General features: G+C 69.9%; 17 protein-coding genes. 6 read left to right on the top strand and 11 right to left on the bottom strand.

Annotated elements, in window-relative coordinates:
• Positions 1-197: 197 nt before the first annotated feature.
• The 4 genes from ABGA98_RS07620 to purD all read right to left on the bottom strand — a co-directional run bounded on the left by ABGA98_RS07620 (position 198) and on the right by purD (position 5081).
• Complete coding sequence (locus ABGA98_RS07620; RefSeq protein WP_347617431.1) at positions 198-1487, bottom strand: GTP cyclohydrolase IIa; 1290 nt, start codon at positions 1485-1487, stop codon at positions 198-200.
• Positions 1488-1688: 201 nt separating this feature from the next.
• Complete coding sequence (murA, locus tag ABGA98_RS07615; protein ID WP_347617430.1) at positions 1689-2954, bottom strand: UDP-N-acetylglucosamine 1-carboxyvinyltransferase; 1266 nt, start codon at positions 2952-2954, stop codon at positions 1689-1691.
• A 79-nt stretch (positions 2955-3033) separates the two neighbouring features.
• A complete protein-coding gene (locus ABGA98_RS07610; RefSeq protein ID WP_347617429.1) occupies positions 3034-3870 on the bottom strand; it encodes a phosphoribosylaminoimidazolesuccinocarboxamide synthase in 837 nt (278 codons plus the stop codon).
• A complete protein-coding gene (gene purD, locus ABGA98_RS07605; RefSeq protein WP_347617428.1) occupies positions 3867-5081 on the bottom strand; it encodes a phosphoribosylamine--glycine ligase in 1215 nt (404 codons plus the stop codon). The genes ABGA98_RS07610 and purD overlap by 4 nt, the downstream gene beginning before the upstream one ends.
• A gap of 405 nt (positions 5082-5486) precedes the next feature.
• On the opposite strand from purD, the gene corA reads away from it, so the two are divergent.
• On the top strand, positions 5487-6566 hold the full coding sequence (corA, locus tag ABGA98_RS07600; protein WP_347617427.1) for a magnesium/cobalt transporter CorA: 1080 nt from the start codon (positions 5487-5489) through the stop codon (positions 6564-6566).
• Here corA and ABGA98_RS07595 read toward each other — a convergent pair.
• On the bottom strand, positions 6563-7468 hold the full coding sequence (locus ABGA98_RS07595; protein ID WP_347617426.1) for a glycerophosphodiester phosphodiesterase family protein: 906 nt from the start codon (positions 7466-7468) through the stop codon (positions 6563-6565). The genes corA and ABGA98_RS07595 overlap by 4 nt on opposite strands.
• Positions 7469-7712: 244 nt before the next feature.
• On the opposite strand from ABGA98_RS07595, the gene ABGA98_RS07590 reads away from it, so the two are divergent.
• Complete coding sequence (locus ABGA98_RS07590; protein ID WP_347617425.1) at positions 7713-8234, top strand: GNAT family N-acetyltransferase; 522 nt, start codon at positions 7713-7715, stop codon at positions 8232-8234.
• Between the two features lie 79 nt (positions 8235-8313).
• Here the strand turns inward: ABGA98_RS07590 and ABGA98_RS07585 are convergent, their stop codons facing one another.
• The 3 genes from ABGA98_RS07585 to fbaA form a co-directional block, all read right to left on the bottom strand.
• The gene (locus tag ABGA98_RS07585; protein WP_347617424.1) at positions 8314-9597 is read right to left on the bottom strand and encodes an adenylosuccinate synthase; all 1284 of its coding nucleotides are present in this window, start codon (positions 9595-9597) and stop codon (positions 8314-8316) included.
• Between the two features lie 98 nt (positions 9598-9695).
• Complete coding sequence (locus ABGA98_RS07580; RefSeq protein ID WP_347617423.1) at positions 9696-10106, bottom strand: DUF3151 domain-containing protein; 411 nt, start codon at positions 10104-10106, stop codon at positions 9696-9698.
• 34 nt (positions 10107-10140) lie between these two features.
• Complete coding sequence (fbaA, locus tag ABGA98_RS07575) at positions 10141-11163, bottom strand: class II fructose-bisphosphate aldolase (protein WP_347617422.1); 1023 nt, start codon at positions 11161-11163, stop codon at positions 10141-10143.
• A gap of 127 nt (positions 11164-11290) precedes the next feature.
• Here fbaA and ABGA98_RS07570 point away from each other — a divergent pair, with 127 nt between their 5' ends.
• Positions 11291-11992 carry a DedA family protein gene (locus ABGA98_RS07570; protein WP_347617421.1) on the top strand — a complete coding sequence of 234 codons (702 nt, stop codon included), beginning with the start codon at positions 11291-11293 and terminating at the stop codon, positions 11990-11992.
• A gap of 65 nt (positions 11993-12057) precedes the next feature.
• The gene (locus ABGA98_RS07565; protein ID WP_347617420.1) at positions 12058-12474 is read left to right on the top strand and encodes a hypothetical protein; all 417 of its coding nucleotides are present in this window, start codon (positions 12058-12060) and stop codon (positions 12472-12474) included.
• Here the strand turns inward: ABGA98_RS07565 and pyrE are convergent.
• A complete protein-coding gene (gene pyrE / locus ABGA98_RS07560; RefSeq protein ID WP_347617419.1) occupies positions 12471-13004 on the bottom strand; it encodes an orotate phosphoribosyltransferase in 534 nt (177 codons plus the stop codon). The genes ABGA98_RS07565 and pyrE overlap by 4 nt on opposite strands.
• Before the next feature lie 110 nt (positions 13005-13114).
• On the opposite strand from pyrE, the gene ABGA98_RS07555 reads away from it, so the two are divergent.
• Together ABGA98_RS07555 and ABGA98_RS07550 are read left to right on the top strand one after the other, a co-directional pair.
• Positions 13115-15484 (top strand): sigma-70 family RNA polymerase sigma factor, encoded by a 2370-nt coding sequence (locus ABGA98_RS07555; RefSeq protein WP_347617418.1) that lies wholly within the window; start codon positions 13115-13117, stop codon positions 15482-15484.
• A 186-nt stretch (positions 15485-15670) separates the two neighbouring features.
• Positions 15671-17113 carry an NYN domain-containing protein gene (locus ABGA98_RS07550; RefSeq protein WP_347617725.1) on the top strand — a complete coding sequence of 481 codons (1443 nt, stop codon included), beginning with the start codon at positions 15671-15673 and terminating at the stop codon, positions 17111-17113.
• 36 nt (positions 17114-17149) lie between these two features.
• Here the strand turns inward: ABGA98_RS07550 and ABGA98_RS07545 are convergent, their stop codons facing one another.
• Positions 17150-17779 (bottom strand): response regulator, encoded by a 630-nt coding sequence (locus ABGA98_RS07545; protein WP_347617417.1) that lies wholly within the window; start codon positions 17777-17779, stop codon positions 17150-17152.
• A 3-nt stretch (positions 17780-17782) separates the two neighbouring features.
• Positions 17783-21958, bottom strand: a complete 4176-nt coding sequence (locus ABGA98_RS07540; protein WP_347617416.1) for a HAMP domain-containing protein — start codon at positions 21956-21958, stop codon at positions 17783-17785.
• Between the last annotated feature and the right edge of the window lie 408 nt (positions 21959-22366).

Raw genomic sequence — 22366 nt, 5'->3', positions numbered from 1 at the left:
ACCAACCGCCATTTCCCCAAATGTCAACCGCCAGTTGGCCAAGTCATGGCCCGCCGGACATGCGCCAGGGCACGGGAGGCCCCGCTGCGGGGCAACCGGATACAGGGCCCGCCGCCGTCGGAGGGGGAAGGTGCGGCGGCGGGCCCTGTATCCGGTGGATCAGCCCCAGGGGATCAGCCCGGATCAGCCCTGGTGGATCAGCGCGGCCCGAGCTTCTCCACGATCAGCCGGTACAGCTGCCGGGGCCGGCCGGGCTGGGGGGTGCGGTTGGGCGGTAGCGGCCACGCGAGTCCCTCGTCAACCAACGTGCGCAGCAACCGCCGAGCCGTACGGGGTGTCACCCCCAGCATCTTGCCGGCCCCTTCGGCGTCCACGACCGTGTCGCCGCCTTCCAGCTTGGCCGCCAGCCGGGCCAGCACCTCGACCCCTTTGGGTTTGAGTGCGGAGGCCCCGGTCGGCGGCATCCGCGGAGCCGGGATGAGCGCCCGCCCCTCGCGGTCGACCGCGAACCCCTGCGCCTGCTTGCCCGCCTGCGTGCGGGCCAGCGCCGCCCGCGCGTGCGACTCCGCGTCGTGGGTCGTACGACCCATGCCCACGCCGACCTCGACCGCCAGCCCCAGCTCGTCCCTGATCCTGGCCGCGAACGGCAACACCCGGAAGCCGTCGGTGGCCGCCGCGATCGAGCCTCTGGTCGCCGTGACCAGATAGCTGTGATCGTCGATGGGCCAGACGGTGGCGTTGATGCGGTTCGCCTCCTGGACCAGCAGCCGGTGCAGCGACAGCCGCAGCTCGTCGCGCCAGTAGCGGGGCGCGGCGCGGCGCACGGGCTCGCGCAGCGTCGGCACCTCCACCAGCACCACGGTCAGCTGCGACTCCTCCAGCCGGTGATGCGCCCCGAGCAGCGCCGCGGTGTGCAGCGCCGTGCGGACCGCGGCGGAGGTCGGCCTGATCCTGATGACCGGTACGCCCGCCGTGTGCAGGCGTTCGGCCACCGAGGGCAGGCACGTCAGCGCTCCCGTGGTGGCGCCCTGCCTGGCCAGGCGTTCGTGGTAGGCCGCGATCGTGCCGGTGGCTCCCGGCTCGTCGCGGCTGTGCACGTCCGTGGCGGAGATGCCGAGGTCGGTGTACGCCTCCTCGACGTCAGCCCGGCTGACCACGTCGATGCTGACCCGTTTGGGGTCCATCCGGGTGTCGAGCGCGGCCTTGGCCAGCGCCGCCACCAGTGCTGCTCCGCCGAGTTGCACGTAGGTCGCGGGCATCGTCAGCACGCCGGATCGCCTGGCCAGATCGTAGGGGACCGGGCTGGCGAACAAGCATGCGTCGACACCGGGTCCGAGCCTCGTCACCTTGTCGGGCGCCTCCTGTTCGTCGCGGTAGGCGGCCGCCACCAGTCGACATGGCAGCGGTGCCGCGGCGTGACCCATCAGCATTACTCGCTCGACAAGGTCGTGGGGTCCGACCACGCCGATGGTGAGGTCCGGTGTCATGGCGCCCGGGCGTGACACTCGGGGAGTTTCTTCGGCCCTCTCGACCAATGTTCGTCCCATCCTGCTGTCCGTTGCAGTGCTCTCTTTTGGAACGATCGCTCGCGGGGGCCGTAATGTCACGCCCGACTTTTCCGGAAAGCCGTTCAGGTTGACCGCCCGACAAGATGTCCTAGCAGCTCAACGAGGTTTTTCTCGCCTTTGTTAGTGCGTGGAAATCTCTCGTGTAATGTCCGCGCCGAGCGCGCGCATTCGGGCGGCGAGATGCGCGTGGCCGCGGTCGATCAGGTAGCCGGAGCCGATCACGGTCTCGCCTTCCGCGGCGAGTCCGGCGAGCACGAGGGCGATCCCGGAACGCAGATCGTGGGCTGTCACCTCGGCGCCGGTCAGGGGTGTGCGGCCGCGCACGATGGCCCTGCTGCCCTCGACCTCGACGCCGGCGCCCATCTTGTTCAGCTCGCCGGCGAGCGCGAAACGGCCGTCGAAGATGCGCTCGTGGATGTAGCTGGTGCCTTCGGCGAGCGCCGCGACGGCCATCATCGGCGACTGCAGGTCGGTCGCGAACCCGGGATAGGTGTCGGTGATGATGTTGATCGGCCGCAGCGGGCCCTCGCAGCGCACGTGCAGCACCGCGCCCTGCCGGGCGAACTCGACGCCCATCTGCTCCAGTTTGTAGCGCACCACGCCCAGGTCGAGGCCGGTGCCCACGAGGCTCAGCTCGCCCCCGGTGATCGCCGCGGCCATCGCGAAGACGCCCGCGTCGAGCCGGTCGGGCATGACCGTGTGCTCGACGGCGTGGAGCTCGTCGACGCCCTCGACGGTGATGAAGCCGGTGCCGCCGCCGCTGATGCGCGCGCCCATCTTGGTGAGCATGTCGATGACGTCGAGCACCTCGGGCTCGAGCGCGGCGTTCTCGATCACGGTGGTGCCGTTGGCCAGGGAGGCGGCCATGATGAGGTTCTCGGTGCCGGTGTGCGAGGGGGTGTCGAGGTAGAGGGTCGCCCCGGTCAGGCCGGACGCCTTGACGTGGATGACGGTCTCGCCCTCGTCGACGATCGCGCCGAGCCGCTTGTAGCCGAGGTAGTGGAAGTCGAGGTTGCGGCTGCCGAGGTTGCAGCCGCCGACTCCCTCGACGACGGCCTCGCCGAGCCGGTGCAGCAGCGCCGGGGTGAACAACACCGAGCCGCGGAAGCGCCGGGCGATCTCCGCGGGCAGCACCGGGCTGGACAGCCGGGAGGCGTCGATGACGAGCGTGCGCTCGGATTCGTGGAGTTCGACGTACGCGCCGACCGCCTCGGCGAGCTCGATCGCGCGGCGGACGTCTTCGATGATCGGCACGTTGCGCAGGACGGTGCGGCCCTTCGCGGCCAGCAGAGCCGCACCGATCATGGGCAGCACGGCGTTCTTCGCGCCCTGGATGAACGCGGTTCCACGCAGTGCGTTGCCACCGCGCACGCGGTAACGGACCATTTCGTGCGGCTCCTTGAATTCTGGCGGTGAGGCTCGATCGGGCCAACAGTAGTCGCTAACACCACATGACCCAGCCGAATCATCCGCTAAAGGGAGCTCCCGTGATGCGCTCATACGCTTCTAGGTATCGTTCGCGCGTGCGTTCCACGATGGGGTCAGGTAGGTGAGGTGGGGGGTTTCCAGATGCTTTGTCCCATCCGGATTCGGGCGATAGTAGCCAATCGCGTACAAATTGCTTATCGAAAGAAGGTTGTGAACGGCCTGGTCGCCAGGCATCGGCCGGCCAGAAACGCGACGAGTCGGGCGTCAGAACCTCATCGCCCAGGGTGAGCACCCCCTCGGAGTCCCAGCCGAGCTCGATCTTGGTGTCGGCCACGATGATGCCCTGCTCGCGGCCGATCTCGGCGCCGCGCGTGTAGACGGCCAGCGTGATGCGGCGCAGTTCCTCCGCCACCTCCGCGCCGACCTCCGCCACCACCTGGTCGTAGGAGATCGGCTCGTCGTGCTGCCCCATCGGCGCCTTGGAGGACGGCGTGAAGATCGGCTCGGGCAACCGTGACCCGTCCTGCAGCCCTTCGGGCAGCCGCACCCCGGAGACGGTGCCGCTTTCGCGGTATTCGGCCAGCCCGCCGCCCGCCAGATAGCCCCGGGCCACGCACTCGACCTGGACCATCGACAACGGCCTGCACACCACGCTGCGCGGCTCGTCGCCCCTGGCCACGATGTGGTTGGGCACGATGTCCTTGAGCTGGTCGAACCACCACAACGACATCTGCGTGAGGATCGCGCCCTTGTCGGGGATGTCGGGCTCCAGCACATGGTCGAAGGCCGAGACCCGGTCGGAGGCGACCATCAGCAGCAGGCCGTCGTCCGTCTCGTAGAGATCGCGCACCTTGCCGGAGTGCACGTGCTTCATGAGGCGATGTCCGTCCTGTAGTGGGAGCCGCGCAGCGTGATCCGCGCGGCCAGGTCGTAGGCGTTGCGCCGCGCGCTCTCCTGGTCGGGGCCGTGGCCCACCACGTTGAGCACCCGGCCGCCGTTGGAGACGATCGTGTCGCCCTCGCGCCTGGTGCCGGCGTGGATCACGTAGGCGTTGCCGGACGGCTCCAGCCCTGTGATCACGTCGCCCTTGACCGGGGTGCCGGGGTAGTTCTCGGCGGCGATCACCACCGTGACGGCGGAGCCGCCCTTGAACACCGGGTCGAGCCCCAGCTCACCGGTCGCGCTCGCCATCAGCAGCCCGCCCAGCGGCGTCTCCAGCCGGTCGAGCAGCACCTGCGTCTCGGGGTCGCCGAAGCGCGCGTTGAACTCGACCACCTTGGGGCCCTTCGAGGTCAGGGCCAGCCCGACGTAGAGCACCCCCTGGTAGGGCAGCCCGCGCCGCGCCAGCTCCGCGATCGTCGGGTGCACGACCTCCCGCATGACCTGGTCGGTGAGCCCGTCGGGCGCCCACGGCAGCGGCGTGTAGGCGCCCATGCCGCCGGTGTTGGGGCCCTGGTCGCCGTCGCGGGCCCGCTTGAAGTCCTGGGCGAGCTGCAGCGGGACGGCGGTGCTGCCGTCGCACAACGCGAACAGCGACACCTCGGGCCCGTCGAGGAACTCCTCGATCACCACCCGCCCGCACGACCGCGCGTGGTCGAGCGCGGCCCTCCTGTCATCGGTGACGACGACGCCCTTGCCCGCCGCCAGCCCGTCGTCCTTGACCACGTAGGGAGGGCCGAACTCGTCGAGCGCGGCAGCGGCCTGCTCCTCGCTGTCGCAGGTCCGCGACCGCGCGGTGGGCACGTCGGCGGCCTGCATGATCTCCTTGGCGAACGCCTTGCTGCCCTCGATCATGGCCGCCTGGCTGGACGGCCCGAAGCAGGCGATGCCGGCCTCGCGCACCGCGTCGGACACCCCCGCCACGAGCGGCGCCTCGGGCCCGACGACGACGAGATCGACCCGCAGCCGCGTCGCCAGGCCGGCCACCTGGCCCGGGTCGAGCGGATCGACCGCGTGGACGATCGCGACCTGCTCGATGCCCGGGTTGCCCGGAGCGCAGTGGAGCTCGCTGACCTGGGGATCGAGCTTGAGGGAACGGCACAGGGCGTGCTCACGCCCACCGGAACCAATGACTAGAACGCGCACCCGCTCATTGTCGCAGGCCCGCCGCCATGCGTACCCACAGGTCCACCGCGCCCGCCACGTGCCGGAATAGGCGACAATCTTTGGTGAGTTCTACCGAAGACGCGTGCTCTCAGGCGAGTATCGTCAGATTGGTTCACCCGCCTGTGGTAGGTTGAGGCGGCTTTGCGGCGTCCCTGTGTGATTGGAGGTGGTCCGGGATGAAACCTGGTGATCCCAGCAGTACGTGCTTCTTCACGTACTCCGTGCGTATCCCCGACCACTCCAATCCGGCAGCCTGATCGTGCCTCCACGCCTGCTTTCTCTTGATTGAGGTGACTTCTCGTCGCGCGTGGAGCGTGCCAGGTCGGGCGGAAAGGGCCTGCCATGCGCTCGTCCACACTTTTCCGTCGCATCAACCGTCACCCTGTGCGCCAGCACGTCGCGCGCCAGCACACCGTTCCGGCGGGCGGCACGGTGCGCGAGGTCCGCGTCCCTCCCGTTGACTCGGTCGTCGAGTTCGGCGCCTACGTCCACGGCGAGAAGGTCGCCGCCCCGGCCATCGTCGAGGCACTCGACCTCGTACGCGAGCACAACAAGAGCGCCGAGGGCGCCAACGCGTTCGTCTGGGTCGGGCTGCACGAGCCCGAGGCGCCCGAGGTGGAGTGGCTGGCCGAGGTGTTCGACCTGCACCCGCTCTCCGTCGAGGACGCGGTCAAGGCCCACCAGCGCCCCAAGATCGAGCGGTACGGCGACTCGCTGTTCATGGTGCTCAAGACCATCGCCTACCTCGACCCCGTCCGGGCGTCGGGCACCAGCGAGATCATCGCCACCGGCGAGATCATGGTGTTCCTCGGCGCCGACTTCGTGGTGACCGTGCGGCACGGCGAGCACTGCCCGCTCACCGCGGTCCGCGAGCGCCTCGAGGACAAGCCCACGCTGATGAGCCGCGGTCCGGCCGGCGTCCTGCACGCCATCGCCGACCACGTGGTCGACCAGTACCTCCAGGTGTCCGACCTCATGCAGCTCGAGCTGGAGGAGGTCGAGGCGACCGTGTTCGCCGACGTCAGCTCCCGCGACATCAACCGGATCTACCAGCTCAAGCGCGAGATGCTGGAGATGAAGCGGGCCGTCACCCCGCTGCAGGCGCCGCTGTCGGCGCTGCCCCAGCGCCGGGTCGTCCCGTCGGAGATGCGCGAATACTTCCGCGACGTCGGCGACCACCTGTCGCGGGTGTGCGAGCAGGTGGAGTCGTCCAACGAGCTGTGCAGCTCCATCCTGCAGGCCGCGCTCGCCCGCTCCAACGCGCTGGCCAACGAGGACATGCGCAAGATCTCCTCGTGGGTGGCCATCCTCGCGGTGCCCACCATGATCGCCGGAATTTACGGCATGAACTTCGACTTCATGCCGGAGACCGAGCAGGTCTGGGGCTATCCGGCGGTGCTGGGCGTCATGATCACGGCCTGCCTGCTGCTCCATCGCGGCTTCCGCCGCAACGGCTGGCTCTAGACGCCGACCGGCTTGAGCGGGCCCACCGGCTCGGGCAGCTCCAGGCCGCGCTCGCGCCACAACTCCCGCATCCGGTCGGGATAGTCGGTCACGATCCCGGCCACCCCCAGATCCAGCATCCGGCCCGCCAGCGCGGCGTCGTTGACCGTCCACACGGCCACGTCGAGACCGGCCGCCCCCGCCTGCGCCATCAGGGCCTCGTCGACCATGGGGTGCTTGGGCGAGAGCGTGGTCGCCCCGGCCTCGCGCGCGGCGGCGGGCACGTCGTCGCCCAGGTCGTCGTGCCAGTGCAGGGTGTCGGGCTCGATCAGCGCGAACCTGCGCGTGCCCGGGGCGAGCCCGGCGGCGTGGCGGATGATCCGCCAGTCGAAGCTGAGGACGGCGACGTTGTCCAGCCGTCCGTGCCGGTCGAGCTCCTCCACGACCAGCTCGGTGAAGGCCTCGGGGTCGGGCGTCAGCTCGGGCCTGGTCGGGTCGGACTTCAGCTCGACGTGCAGGCGTACGCTCTCGGCGTCGTAGGCGTTGACCAGGCCCAGCACCGCGCCGAGCGTCGGCATCCGGGTCTCGGGCATCGGCACCTGGGTCAGCGCGAAGGGATCGTCGGGATGGCGCGGCAGCCGCACGCCCACGTCGAGCGTGCGCAACTGCGCGAGGGTGAGCGCGTTGATCGGCCTGCCGACATAGGGGAAGAGCGGGTCGCCGGCGCGGATGGGCCGCCTGTCGGCGCTGGTGACGGCGGAGACGGTGAGGTCGTGCGTGAGCACGAGGCGTCGATCTGCGGTGAGCGCGACGTCGAGCTCGAGCGCGTGCACGCCCAGCTCCATCGTGCGGCTCATCCCCGGCAGGGTGTTTTCCGGCCAGAGGCCGCGAGCACCCCGGTGACCATGAATCTCAACGCGCACAACCCGGACCCTACCGGGCCGGGCGTGCGACGAGACAGTGCCACGCCGTGTCCTTTTTATCCTGCTACGCCCGGTCGATGACTAGACCTCAGACAATAGGCTGGATTGCATGACGGAGGTTCTCAAAAAGGTCCATTCCGCAACAGTCTGGGCATGGGTCGACGGATGGGTGATCTCCCGCAGAGCCCCTCGGCCCGTACCCCAACCGTGGGGGTGGAGAGTCGACGTCGGCCTCCCCGGACACGTGGCCCGCCACATCGTCGCCGCCCCCACCCCCGAGATCCTCCACCAGCTGACCAGCAGGATCACGACCCCCGGCACCTGGCTCAAACTCTGCGCGCCCGCCGAGGCCGTCGTCCCCTACCTCCCGGCCGCCTGGCGCGTCGAGGAGCCCGAGTTCATGATGACCACGACCCGCCTGCCCCGCACGCCTCCGCCCGCCGCCCCCACCGGCTACACGCAGGCCGTCACGACCAGGGCCGGTGTCACGGTGGCCCGCGTACTGACGAACGCCGGCGAGGTCGCCGCCAGGGGCCAGTTCGCGCCGGCGGGCAGCACGGCCGTCGTGGACCAGGTGGAGACGGCCGCCCGCCACCGCCGCCGCGGCCTCGGCACCGTCATCATGCGCACCCTTGCCTCCGCCGCCGCCTCGGCGGGCGCGCGGCAGGGCATCCTGGTGGCCACGGCAGAGGGCCGGGCCCTGTACGAAACCCTCGGCTGGACCCTCCACACCCCGATGACCGCCGTGGTCCTCACCGGCCCGTAAGCTGACACCCTGCGGACGGACACCACCGTCGTCACTCGTAAGCGGATGGCATAACGCTTCCGGCGAGCCGCAGGAGCGGTTAGACGAGCGGTCTGACCACGACGGTCTGGTCGCGGCCGGGGCCGACGCCGATGGCGGAGATCGGGGCGCCGCTCATCTCCTCCAGCGCCCTGACGTACGCCTGGGCGTTCGGCGGCAGGTCCTCGAAGACCTTGGCCCCCGTGATGTCCTCCTGCCAGCCGGGGAACTCCTCGTAGATGGGCTTGGCGTGGTGGAAGTCGGTCTGCGTCATGGGGATCTCGTCGTGCCGCACCCCGTCCACGTCGTACGCCACGCACACCGGGACGCGCTCCAGCCCGGACAGGACGTCCAGCTTGGTGAGGAAGTAGTCGGTGATCCCGTTGATGCGGGTGGCGTACCGGGCGATCACCGCGTCGAACCAGCCGCAGCGGCGGTTGCGGCCGGTCGTGACGCCGAACTCGCCGCCGGTCTGGCGCAGCCACTCGCCCATGTCGTCGGTGAGCTCCGTCGGGAACGGCCCGGAGCCGACGCGGGTGGTGTACGCCTTGAGGATCCCGATGATCTTCGTGAGGCGGTTGGGCGGGATGCCGGCACCGGCGCACGCGCCTCCCGAGGTGGGCGACGACGACGTGACGAACGGGTAGGTGCCGTGGTCGAGGTCGAGCAGCGTGCCCTGCCCGCCCTCCAGCAGCACGAACTTGCCGTCGTCCAGCGCCTTGGAGAGCACCAGCGAGGTGTCGGCGATGTGCGGCTTGAGGCGCTCCGCGAAGGCGAGATATTCCTCCACGACCGCCGCCGGGTCGATCCCGCGCCGGTTGTAGACCTTGGTCAGCACCTGGTTCTTCTCGGTCAGGGCGACCTCGATCTTCTTCGCCAGGATGCCGGGGTCGAGCAGGTCCTGGACGCGCACCCCCATGCGGGCGACCTTGTCGCCGTACGCGGGCCCGATGCCGCGCCCCGTGGTGCCGATCCTGGCCTTGCCGAGGTAGCGCTCGGTGACCTTGTCGAGCGCCTTGTGGTGCGGCATGATCAGGTGCGCGTTGGACGAGATGAGCAGCCGCTCCGCGGAGATGCCCCGCTCGGCCAGCCCGTCGATCTCGCCCAGCAGCACGCCTGGGTCGATGACCACGCCGTTGCCGATGACCGGCACCACCTCGGGCGACAGGATCCCCGTGGGTAGCAGGTGCAGCGCGTATTTCTGGTCTCCGATGACCACGGTGTGACCCGCGTTGTTGCCACCCTGATAACGGACGACGTAGTCGACGTCGCCACCGAGCAGATCGGTGGCCTTGCCCTTGCCCTCATCGCCCCACTGGGCACCAACGAGTACGGCAGCCGGCATGGTTCAGTCTCCCGAGCACAAAACGAAACCCCTGGCGCAAGCGCGACAGGGGCTCTTGCGTGGAGAGACTACCCGAACGTGGTTATTCGTCCCAAGGGCTAGCTCTGGGTCAGCGCGTCGTAACCCGTTTCCGTGCTGTCCTTGAGGAACTGCAGGCACCGCTCGGCTTCGTCCTTCTCGCCGATCGCCTGAGCGGCCCTGGACAGCGCGTAGAGGCAGCGCAGGAAGCCGCGGTTGGGCTCGTGCTCCCAAGGAACGGGCCCGTGGCCCTTCCAGCCGTTACGGCGCAACTGGTCGAGCCCGCGGTGGTAGCCCGTGCGGGCGAATGCGTAGGAGGTGACGGCGTGCCCTTGGGCGAAGGCCTCTTCCGCGAGCGAAGCCCAGGCCGCGGGGAAGGCGGGGAAGCGGGCGGCCACATCGGAGGCCTTGGCCCCGGATTCGAGCGCCTCCCTGGCCTCGGGCAGGTCCGGCAGGTGAGTCGGGGGCGGCCCGGCGAGAAGGTTATCCATAGGACAAGTCATACCCGCCGGGCCGCCGAAGTGGCTAGGAGATCTTTGTCCCGGCGCTCTTCAGGCTCTGGCACGCCTCCACGATGCGCGCGGCCATCCCGGCCTCGGCGGCCTTGCCGTAGGAGCGCGGGTCGTAGGTCTTCTTGTTGCCCACGTCGCCGTCGACCTTGAGCACCCCGTCGTAGTTGCGGAACATGTGGTCCGCGATCGGCCTGGTGAAGGCGTATTGCGTGTCGGTGTCGACGTTCATCTTCACCACGCCGTACGAGATGGCCTCGTGGATCTCCTCGAGCAGCGAGCCGGAGCCGCCGTGGAAGACCAGGTCGAACGGCTTGTCCTTGCCGAACTTCGCGCCGACCGCGTCCTGGATCTCCTTCAGCACGCTCGGGCGCAGCTTGACGTGGCCGGGCTTGTAGACGCCGTGCACGTTGCCGAACGTGGCGGCCAGCATGTAGCGGCCCCTGTCGCCGATGCCCACGGCCTCGGCGGTGGCCAGCGCGTCGCCGGCGGTCGTGTAGAGCTTCTCGTTGATCTCGCCGACGACGCCGTCCTCCTCGCCGCCGACGACGCCGATCTCCATCTCCATGATGATCCGCGCCTTGGCGCACTTCTCCAGGAGCTCCTTGGCGATGTCGAGGTTCTCCTCGAGGGGCACGGCCGAGCCGTCCCACATGTGCGACTGGAACAGCGGGTCGAGGCCCTTGGACACCCGCTCCAGCGAGATGTCGATCAGCGGCCTCATGAAGCCGTCGAGCTTGTCCTTCGGGCAGTGGTCGGTGTGCAGCGCCACCGTGACCGGATAGTTGGCGGCCACCACCCTGGCGTATTCGGCCAGCGCCGTCGCGCCCGTGACCATGTCCTTCACCGTGGTGCCCGACAGGAAGTCGGCGCCGCCGGTGGAGACCTGCACGATGCCGTCGCTCTCGGCCTCGGCGAAGCCCCGCAGGGCGGCGTTCAGCGTCTGCGATGAGGTCACGTTGATCGCCGGGTAGGCGAATCCGCCGGCCTTCGCCCGGTCGAGCATCTCAGCGTAGACCTCTGGAGTCGCTATAGGCATGATTCATCTCCCTGAGAAGTAAACGGCTTCGCGCGAGCCCAGTATCCCGGCTCCCTACCCCGCGTGGTAGAGACAACGCGACCTCATTGGTCATCTGGCGCCTCTCCAGTACAGGTAGGCTCTCCTGGTGGACTGGCTTTGGAACCTCCTGGACCCGACGTGGTGGCTGACGATTCTCGGCGCTTTCGCCACGGTCGGCGTTCTGGCGATCATCTTCGCCGAAACCGGTTTGCTGCTCGGGTTCTTCCTGCCAGGCGACTCGCTGCTGGTGGCGGCGGGAATTTTCAGTTCGGCGGCGGTGGCCCAGGGAATGGGCATCACCCCGCTTTCGCTGCCCGTGCTGCTGATCGGCACGCCGCTGTGCGCGATCGCGGGCGCCCAGCTCGGGCATTTCCTGGGGGCCCGGTTCGGCCGCAGGATGTTCGACAAGCCGGATTCACGGTTGTTCAAGCGCGAGCACGTGCTGCGGGCCGAGGAGTTCTTCGAGAAGTTCGGCCCCGCGAAGGCGGTGGTGCTGGCGAGGTTCGTGCCGATCGTCCGCACGTTCATGAATCCGGTGGCGGGCGTGCTGGAGATGCCGGCCAAACGTTTCCTCGTCTGGAACGTCATCGGTGGCATCGTCTGGACCGAAGGGCTCATCCTGCTCGGCAACGCCCTCGGCAGAGAGGTCGATCCCAAGCAGATCGACAAGTACATCCTGCCCGGCGTCTTCCTCATCGTGTTCATCTCGATCATCCCGATCATCGTCGAGGTGATCAAGAAGCGCAGGGGTGAGAAGGTCGCCGCCGTCCCCGGCGGCAGGCACCGGGTGACCAACGGCCGGCGCTAGCCGCGACGGCGGATCAACCGCTGTACGCTCCCCCTGTGGGACGCCACAGGTCAGATCCGATGGGCATGGCCCGATCAGCCCTCATCGTCCTGGCGGCGGGAGCCGTGGTGACACTGCTGGTCATCGGCGGTCGCGCGCTGCTCGTGTCGCCGGGCGGGCAGGCCCCTGAACGCGAGCGCGCCTCCGCTCCGGCCACCGGCCTCGGCACCGTCCCGGCCTCCGACGCCACCGCGCGGGTGCCGACCGTGCGCATCGAGTGCCTGGCTGAGACCTGCCCCCTGGTCACCGTACGCGTGCCGGGCGGTGACGTGCTCTACCACCACGAGATGGCCAGGGGCGAGGAGCTCAACTACTTCGAGCCCGAGCTCGACGTGGTGCTCAGCGACGCGGGCACGGTGCGGGTCACCGAGAACGGCAAGCCGCGCGAGCAGGGCGAGAGCGGAAAGAGAGAGGGGTTCACCGTCCGCGAGCCCGGCTCTTAGAGCCCCAGGTCGTCGAGCGTGTAGGCGGTGCGGTAGTCGAGGCCCTCACGGGTGACGCGCTCCGTGGCGCCCCTGTCGACGATCGTCGCCACCGCCACGACCTCGGCCCCGGCCTCCCGCAGCGCCTCCACGGCCGTCAGCGGCGAGGCGCCCGTCGTCGAGGTGTCCTCGACGGCCAGCACGCGCCGCCCCTTCACCTCCGGCCCTTCGATCCTGCGCTGCATGCCGTGCGCCTTCTGCGCCTTGCGCACCACGAACGCGTCGAGCGTGCGCCCGCGCGCCGCCGCCGCGTGCATCATCGCGCCCGCCACCGGGTCGGCGCCCAGCGTGAGGCCGCCCACCGCGTCGTATTCCAGGTCGGCGGTCAGGTCGAGCATCACCCTGCCGACGAGCGGCGCGGCCACCCCGTCGAGCGTGATGCGCCGCAGGTCGAGGTAGAAGTCGGCCTCCTTGCCGGAGGAGAGCGTGACCTTGCCGTGGACGATGGCCTTGCTCTTGATCTCGGCCAGCAGGTTGTCGCGATCCGTCATGCGCCCAAGCTTATGGCCCGCTCGTGATCGCCTCCCCGCACCCGGTTTAGCCGTGACAGGTAATGCGGAATGTATGCGCGGGGCAACCCTTCGTAATCGTGGAGCCGATCATGGGTGTCGAATTGCCGCAAAGCGATGCAAGCCTGCTACAGGCCGCCCGACAGGGCGATGCCACCGCCTACGGGCGGCTCTACGAGCGGCACGTGGCCGCGGCCCGCGCCATGGCCCGGCAGCTCGTCCGGCGCGCCGAGGCCGAGGACGTCGTCACCGAGGCGTTCACCAAGATCCTCGATCTCGTGGGCAGGGGCGGCGGGCCGGAGTCCGGCTTCCGCACCTACCTGCTGACCGTGGTGCGGCGCACGGTCCACGACCGTTCCAAGCTGGCGGGCCGCCAGGCGGGCGAGGTCGAGGAGTACGACCCGGCGGTGTCGTTCGTCGATCCCGCGCTCGCCGGGCTGGAACGGTCCCTGATCGCCAGGGCGTACCTGTCGCTGCCCGAGCGCTGGCGAGCGGTGCTCTGGCACACGCAGGTGGAGAAATGCAAGCCGGCCGCGGTGGCTCCGCTGCTCGGGTTGTCGGCCAACGGCGTGGCCGCGCTGGCGTACCGGGCCAGGGAGGGGCTGCGGCGCGCGTACCTGCAGATGCACCTCGGCGCCGCGCCGCCGCACGACTGCCGGCCCGTGCTCGGCAAGATGGGCGCCTACGTCAGGGGAGGGCTGGCCAGGCGCGAGGCGAGGGCAGTCGAGCGGCACGTGGACGGCTGCGAGGAGTGCCACGGGGTGATCCTGGAGCTCACCGACGTCAACCGCGGGCTGCGGGTGCTGGTGGGGCCGTTGATCGCGGGGCCCATGTTCGGCAGGTACGCGGCGGCGCTGGCCAGGCCCGACGCTGCCGAGAGCGGGCCGCCCCTCGCGGTCCGGCGGCTCTGGCGGGCACGCCGTCGGCAGCCCGTCGTGCTGGCCGCCGGCGTGGCCCTCACAGTGGCCGCGGCGGCGTCGTTGTGGCAGACCTCCGGCAGGGCGCCCGACGGCACACCGGCGACCGCGACGGTGGCCGCACAGCCGTCGGAGCCCGTACACGCGGTGCGCGTGCCGCCGCACGGCGACGACCCCGAGCGGATGCCGCCGCAGGAGAACCCCGATCAGGCGCCGCGGCGGGGCGGGGAGCCAGAACGGGTGCCGCCACCCCCTGTGGAGCAGGAGCCCGCGGGCCAGGCGCGGCTACGCGCCACCATCGACGTGCTCGGCACACTCGTACGCGCCCAACCCGGCATCGTCGGCCTGCGGCTGCGCAACTACGGAGGGCGGCCGAGCGAGAAGCTGACGGCGTACGTGACCCTGCCGCCGGGTGTGACGCTCATGCCGCCCCCGCGCCGTGGACTTCCGGCCGTCGTGGGGCCCGCGGACGGCTGGGAATGCCGTCCCTCGGTGGGCGGCGCCCGCTGCACCAGGCAGCCGCTGGGGGCAGGGCGGGCGACGGCCGTCTTCCTGCGGGTGACGGTGGCCCAACGGGCTCCGCTGAGCACGGGCCCCGCCGCGCGGGTCGACGCGGGCCCGCTGCGGGTCAGAACGCGGGCCGGCAAGGGGGTGCGCGCGACGGGCGCGCCGGCCAGGTTCGCCGCCGACGGGAAGGTGACGGTCAGGGCGGTGGGCAACGCGCTTCTGAGCTGCCACGAGGAGAGCCCCGGCTGCGAGCAGGCCCGGCGTCGCGAGGGCGGCAGGCGCGACAACGACCTCTGGCCGATGGTCGCGGTGGACCGGGACGACACCCTCGGCACCGGCGCCTCCAGCGGGGCGAGGTTGTCGTTGCCGGAGGGCGGCAGGGTCGTGTGGGCCGGGCTCTACTGGTCGGCCGGTGGCGCGAGCACCGGGCCCATCAAGTTCAGGCCGCCGGGGCGGCGCAAATATGCGACGATCCGGCCCAGCCACGTGGCCGTGCGCGAGCTGCCTCAGGGCCCGGCCTACCACGCGTTCGCCGACGTCACAGGGCTGGCGGCGGGGGCGCGCAGGACCGGCGTGTGGTGGGCGGCCGACGCTCCCATGGAGGAAGGGGCCTCGCGCCACGCGGGCTGGAGCCTCGTGCTGGTCGTGACCGATCCGGCGCAGCCGTACAGCCAGGCCATGGTGCTCGACGCGGCCACCGTGGTCGGCGGGCCCGTCCGCCGGGTGCGCCTCCCGCTGGGTGGGCTGCGCCCCGCCGCCACCCCCGCGAGGGCCGCGCTGGTGACGTGGGAGGGCGACGCCGATCTGGAGGGTGACAAGGTCTCGCTCGGGTCCGGCGCGCTGCGGCCGGCGGGCGGCGACCGCGATCTCGCGAACGTCTTCGACGGGTCGTCGGGTGGTGTGGCGGAGATGACGTTCGGCGTCGACGTCGACACGGTCAGCGCCGAGCTCGGAGCGGATCCCTGGCTGACGATCGCGACGGGCAAGGACGCCGTGCTGTTCGGAGCCGCGGCCATAAGCGTGCGAGCACGGTCGTGACCATAATCAGGACAAAATGGTACCGTCGGCCTGAGTGGTCCGGCGCGATGGCGGCTGAGGGGCGAATCGTCGAGATTAACCTTCGCACGATCACCCGCTTTCATTACCCTGAGAGAGGGCCGCCGAGTCCGGTCTCTGACGGTGCAGAGCCAGCAAGGTCGGACCACCAGGAAAGGGGCGGTGTCAGTGGATCGCTGTGCGCTGTTCGTGGACGCCGGCTATCTGCTGGCTGATGGCGCGATGGCCGTGCACGGCACGCGTCATCGTGAAGCGGTTTCCTGGGATTATCCGGGTCTGCTCCAGCTGATGACCGGCCTGTCACGCGAGCGCACCGGCCTGCCGCTGCTGCGGTGCTACTGGTACGAAGCGACCGTCGAAGGCCGCCGTACACCGGAGCACGACGCGCTGGCCGACATACCGGGTCTCAAGCTCAGGCTGTCCCGCATCCGGCCGGGCCGGCGCGAGGGCGTGGACGCCCAGGTGCATCGCGATCTCATGACCCTCGCCCGCAACAACGCCATCTGCGACGCCGTGGTCCTGAGCGGCGACGAGGACCTCACGCAGGTCGTGTGCGACGCCCAGGATCTCGGCATCAGGGTGAGCGTCATCCACATCGCGGTCGAAGGCAGCTGGGCCGTGTCGCGCTCGCTGCGGCAGGAGTGTGACGACCTGGTCGAGCTGGGCGCCGTCCACCTGCGGCCGTACGTCAGCCTGGTCAGCGGCGCCGCCGAGGCGGCCAACGGGCACCACCAGCCGATCAGCAACGGGCAGGCCACCCACTCGCTGCCGCCCGGGCAGAGCTCCTCGCCGTCGCTGCCCTCGTTGCCGCAGGCGCCGCCGTCCGGCAGCCATGCCGGCGGCGGCCACGCCACGGGCGGTTCGGGCGGTCACGCCACGGGTGGCCATGCCTCGGGCGGTCACGCCACGGGTGGCAATGCGTCGGGCGGTCACGCCACGGGTGGCCATGCGTCGGGAGGCCACGCCACCGGCGGGCATGCGGCGGGCAGCCACGCATCGGGAAGTCATGCCACCGGGAGCCACTCCGGCAGTCACGCCGCCGGCGGTTCCACCGCGGCGAGCCAGCCGTCGTCCAACGGGCCCTCGCCGTCGGGGCAGGGCCAGTCGTCCCCGCCTCCGGTGCTGCCCACGTACACCAACTACCAGCCCGAGCCGCAACCACAACCGCAGCAGCCGGCCACGCCGCCGCCCTCAGCGCCCGCGCAGCCGCAGCAGCCCAGCACCGGCCAGTTCTCCTCGCCGGCGAGTGGCGGCACCAGCCAGTTCTCCTCGCCGACCAGCGGCGGCTACCAGCAGTCGCAGCACGGCCCCTACACCGGTCCGCAGCCCGCGCCGATCACGCCGTCGGCCTCGACGGCCGGCGCCACCACGCTGTCCGACGCGGTCAAGGCCGCGCACCGGGAAGGGCACGACTTCGGCGAGTCGGTCGCGCGGGACGCGCCCGCGCTCTGGCTGGAGGCGGTGCTGGCCCGCAAGCCGCGCATGCCTTCCGACCTGGAGGCGCGGTTGCTGCAGGGGTCGTCGCTGCCGATCGACTTCCTGCTGCACGACGAGGTGCGCCACGCCCTGCGCCGCGGCTTCTGGGACGCGCTCGAACGCGCCCGCCAATGACCCCTCGGCATGCCGGGAAGCGTGCGGGCCCTGGCGTCAGGACAGGGCGTCGAAGCCCGCGCGCAGGCTGTTCACCCGGTCCGTCAGGTCGGCCAGCGGCGCGGCCAGCGCGGGGTCCTGGGACTTGCGGGCCAGCTCGCGCACCCTGGCCAGCTCGTCCTCCACGGCCGTGAGCCGCCGCGACAGCTCGGGCAACACCGCCGCGTGGTCGCCGGCGCCGGGCGGCAGCTCGCCGGTCAGGCGATCCCTGAGCAAGGAGGCCTGCTCCGCCAGGCGCTTGTTCATGTTGTACAGCTCGGTGAACACCGACACCTTCGCCCGCAGCACCCACGGATCGAACGGTTTGGTGAGATAGTCGACCGCGCCCGCCGCGTAGCCGCGGAAGGCGTAGTCGGGGGCGCTGTCGACGACGGTCAGGAAGATGATCGGGATGTTCCTGGTGCGTTCGCGCCGCTTGATGTGCGCGGCCGTCTCGAAGCCGTCCATGCCGGGCATGCGCACGTCGAGCAGGATGAGCGCGAACTCCGTGTTGAGCAGCGCCTTGAGAGCTTCCTCGCCGGACCTGGCGCGTACGGGCACCAGGTCGAGGGAGCTGAGGATGGCCTCGAGGGCGATCAGGTTTTCCTCGCGGTCATCTACCAGGAGGATCTTCGCACGGTCTGTCACCGATCACGACCCTTCGGCTGGTGAGTCGGACGCGGCGCCGCGTCCCCGGCTGAGCCAGCCGCGCAGGCGTTCGAGCAGGCGGTCCACGTCGACCGGCTTGGGCACGTAGTCGGACGCGCCCGAGGCGATGCTCTTCTCCCGGTCGCCGCGCATGACCTTGGCCGTGAGCGCGATGATCGGCAGATCGGCGAACTGGGGCATGCGCCGGATCGCCGACGTCGTTGCCCAGCCGTCCATCTCCGGCATCATGATGTCCATCAGCACGAGCGCGACGTCCTCGTTCCGTTCGAGCTGCTCGATCCCCTCGCGACCGTTTTCAGCGTAGACGACCGTGGAACCATGTCGCTCCAGCACGCTCGTCAGCGCGAAGACGTTGCGGATGTCGTCGTCGACGATGAGGATCTTCGCGCCGGCGAGCGGATCGTCGCCCTGCCACTGCGCGGGCGTCTCGGTCGGCGTCTCGACCAGCTCGGGCATCGGCAGGTCGAGCGGCATCGGCGGCTCGGGCGCCGGCGCGGTGGGCTCCTCCGCCGGCTTGGTCATGAGCTGCCTGCGCGCGGCGCCGCCGTCGGTCACGGCCAGCGGGCCGGTGTAGGAGGCCGGCAGGTAGAGGGTGAACGTGCTGCCCTTGCCGAGCTCGCTGTCGACGTGGATCTCGCCGCCGAGCAGCCGGGCGATGTCGCGGCAGATGGCCAGGCCCAGGCCCGTGCCGCCGTATTTGCGGCTCGTGGTGCCGTCGGCCTGCCGGAACGCCTCGAAGATGACGTCCCGCTTGTCGGGGGCGATGCCGATGCCGGTGTCGATCACCTGGAAGGCGAGCAGGTCGTCGGCGTCGTGCAGGGTGTCGTCGTCGAACTGCACCCCGGTGGGCGGGGTGGAGATGCGCAGCTTCACCTCGCCCCGCGGCGTGAACTTCACCGCGTTGGAGAGCAGGTTGCGCAGCACCTGCTGCAGGCGCTGCTCGTCGGCGCGCAGCTCCTGCGGCACGTCGGGCGCGACCTCGACGCTGAACGACAGCCCCTTGTCCTGTGCCAGCGGCGCGAACGCCGCCTCCAGCAGGTCGACCATCTTGGGCAGCGACACCTGGATGGGGTGGATGTCCATCCGGCCCGCCTCGACCTTCGACAGGTCGAGCATGTCGTTGATGAGCTGGAGCAGCGCCGAGCCCGCGCTGTGGATCGTACGGGCGAACTCGACCTGCTGCGAGGTCAGGTTGCCCTCGGCGTTCTCGGTCAGCAGTTTGGCCAGCACCAGCAGGCTGTTGAGCGGCGTGCGCAGCTCGTGCGACATGTTGGCGAGGAACTCGGACTTGTAGCGCGAGGACACCGCGAGCTGCTCGGCGCGCTCCTCCAGAGTGCGGCGGGCCTGCTCGATCTGGAAGTTCTGGATCTCGATCGCGCGGTTCTGCTTGGCCAGCAGCGCCGCCTTGTCCTCCAGCTCGGCGTTGGACCTGCGCAACTCCTCCTGCTGGCGCTGCAGCTCGTCGGAGCGCTCCTGCAGCTCTCTGGTGAGCCGCTGCGACTCGGTCAGCAGGTCTTCGGTGCGGGAGTTGGCGATGATCGTGTTCATCGTGACGCCGATGGTCTCGACGAGCTGCGTCAGGAAGTCGAGGTGCACCTCGCCGAACGGCGTGAACGAGGCCAGCTCCAGCGCGCCGAGCACCCGGTTTTCGAACAGGATCGGCAGCACGACGATCTGCGCGGGCGTGGACCTGCTGAGCCCGCTGTCGATGGTGATGAACTCCGGCGGCACGTCGTCGAGGATGATGTGCCGGCCCTCGGCCGCCGCCTGGCCGACGATGCCCTGGCCGATCGCGAAGCGCTGGCGCGGCCCCCGGTCGGGGCGCACGCCGTAGCCGCCGATCAGCATCAGCTCGTGGTCGCCCTCGGGGTCGATGCTGTAGAAGGCGCCGTAGCGGGCCGACACCAGCGGGGTCAGCTCGCTCATCGTGAGCTTGGCGACCTCGAGGAGGTCGCGGTGGCCCTGCATGAGCCTGGAGATGCGGGCCAGGTTGGACTTGAGCCAGTCCTGTTCCTGGTTGGCCTGGGTGGTCTCGCGGAGGTTGGCCACCATCGAGTTGATGTAGTCCTTCAGCTCCGCCAGCTCGCCCTGCGCCTCGACGGCGATCGAGCGGGTCAGGTCGCCGCGCGCCACGGCGCTGGTCACGGTGGCGATGGCGCGCACCTGCGTGGTGAGGTTGCCGGCCAGCTCGTTGACGCTCTCGGTGAGCCGCTTCCACGTGCCCTCGACGCCCTCGACCCGGGCCTGGCCGCCGAGCTGCCCTTCCGAGCCGACCTCGCGGGCGACTCGGGTGACCTCGGAGGCGAACGACGACAGCTGGTCGACCATGCGGTTGATGGTGGTCTTCAGCGCGAGGATCTCGCCCTGGGCGTCGACGTCGATCTTGCGGGTGAGGTCGCCGTTGGCGACCGCGGTGGTCACCTCGGCGATGTTGCGCACCTGGTAGGTCAGGTTGTTGGCCATGAAGTTGACGTTGTCGGTGAGGTCTTTCCAGACGCCCGACACGCCCTGCACCCGGGCCTGGCCGCCCAACTGCCCCTGCGTGCCCACCTCACGGGCCACGCGGGTGACCTCGTCGGCGAACGACGACAGCTGGTCGACCATGGTGTTCAGGGTGTCCTTCAGCTGGAGGATCTCGCCCTGCGCGTCAACGGTGATCTTCCTGGACAGGTTGCCCTGCGCCACCGCGGACGACACCGCCGCGATCTGGCGCACCTGCGAGGTCAGGTTGTTGGCCATCGAGTTGACGTTGTCGGTGAGGTCCTTCCAGACCCCGGACACGCCGCGCACCTGCGCCTGGCCGCCGAGCTGGCCTTCCGTGCCCACCTCGCGGGCGACTCGGGTGACCTCGGAGGCGAACAACGACAACTGCTCGACCATCGTGTTCATGGTCGACTTGAGCTCGAGGATCTCGCCCTGGGCGTCGACGTCGATCTTGCGGGTGAGGTCGCCGTTGGCGACGGCCGTGGTCACCTGGGCGATGTTGCGCACCTGGTAGGTGAGGTTGTTGGCCATGGAGTTGACGTTGTCGGTGAGGTCTTTCCAGACGCCCGACACGCCCTTCACCTCGGCGCGGCCGCCCAGCTTGCCCTCGGTGCCCACCTCGCGGGCGACGCGGGTGACCTCGTCGGCGAACGACGACAGCTGGTCGACCATGGTGTTCAGGGTGTCCTTCAGCTGGAGGATCTCGCCCTGCGCGTCAACGGTGATCTTCTTCGACAGGTTGCCCTGCGCCACCGCCGTCGCCACGGTCGCGATGCTGCGCACCTGGGAGGTGAGGTTGTTGGCCATGAAGTTGACGTTGTCGGTGAGGTCTTCCCAGACCCCCGACACGCCGGGCACCTGCGCCTGGCCGCCGAGCTGGCCCTCGGTGCCCACCTCGCGGGCGACTCGCGTCACCTCTTCCGCGAAGCCGGAGAGCTGGTCGACCATCGTGTTGACGGTGTTCTTCAGCTCGAACATCTCGCCCACGGCGTCGACCGTCACCTTGCGGCTCAGGTCGCCCTTGGCCACCGCGGTGGTCACGACCGCGATGTCGCGCACCTGCGCGGCCACGCGGGACGACATCGTGTTGACGGCCTCGGTGAGGTCGCGCCAGCTGCCCGACATGCCCCGCAGGTTGGCCGAGCCGCCCAGCCGGCCCTCCGTGCCCGCCTCGCGCGCGACCCTCGTCACCTCGGTGTTGAACAGCGCGAGCTGGTCGACCATGCCGTTGATGGCCTTGCCCAGCCGCCGGACCTCGCCGCGCGCCGTGCGGTCGAGGTCGATGCGTCGTGACAGATCGCCCTTGGCCACCGCGTCGATGACGTCGGCCGCGCCGCTCACCGGGCTGACCAGCGCGTCGATCAGGATGTTGACCGACTCGACGCTCTCCGCCCAGGCGCCGACGCCGGGACCGGGGGTCAGCCGCTCTCCGAAGCGGCCTTCCTTGACGACTTCCTTGCGTACGCGTACGAGCTCGTTGGAGAGATGCTCGCGCCGGTCGGCCACTTCGTTGAGCAGCAGCCGCACCTCGCTGAGTATCCCGGGAGGGGCATGAGGAACCCGTCGCCGGAAGTCGCCGTCCCGCCAGGAGAACAGGGTCTCCAGGATGGGAACGAGATCCGACTCGGTGTACGTCCTCTCCTCCGGGGTTAGCGTGGCTTTGGCCGTGGTCATGGGGCCTCCTTCACTCGCGGCGTGCTCCGGCGAGTGATTCAAGTCTGTCACGATGAGTAGCTCGTAGTCCTGTCCTTGGATTTACCCCAAGTCAACGGGAAGTGTGGTAGGCACGTTGGGATGACTGCTTCTCCCCATGCGGTGCTCGCTGCGACTTTCGCGCCGGGCGGGACCGCTGTGACCGCTGCGATGAGGTTCACGCGCGAGGTGATGACCGCGTGGGCCACCAGTGGCGTGCTCCACACCGCAGAGCAGGTCGCGGGAGACTTGGCGGAGCAAGTCGCCGACGAGCCGTTTGAGGTGATTTGGAAGCATTTTGGGGACGCCGTGCAGGTCGAGTTGCGGCAGCAAAACCTCTCCCAGAGTGATCCAAAGGCTCCTTCCGCGAATGTCGAAGAGTGGGGAGTC

It is taken from the genome of Nonomuraea sp. B1E8, assembly GCF_039871515.1.
Lineage (GTDB): Bacteria > Actinomycetota > Actinomycetes > Streptosporangiales > Streptosporangiaceae > Nonomuraea.
The sequence above is the reverse complement of the archived record's forward strand: the minus strand, read 5'-3'. Positions and strand labels throughout refer to the sequence as shown.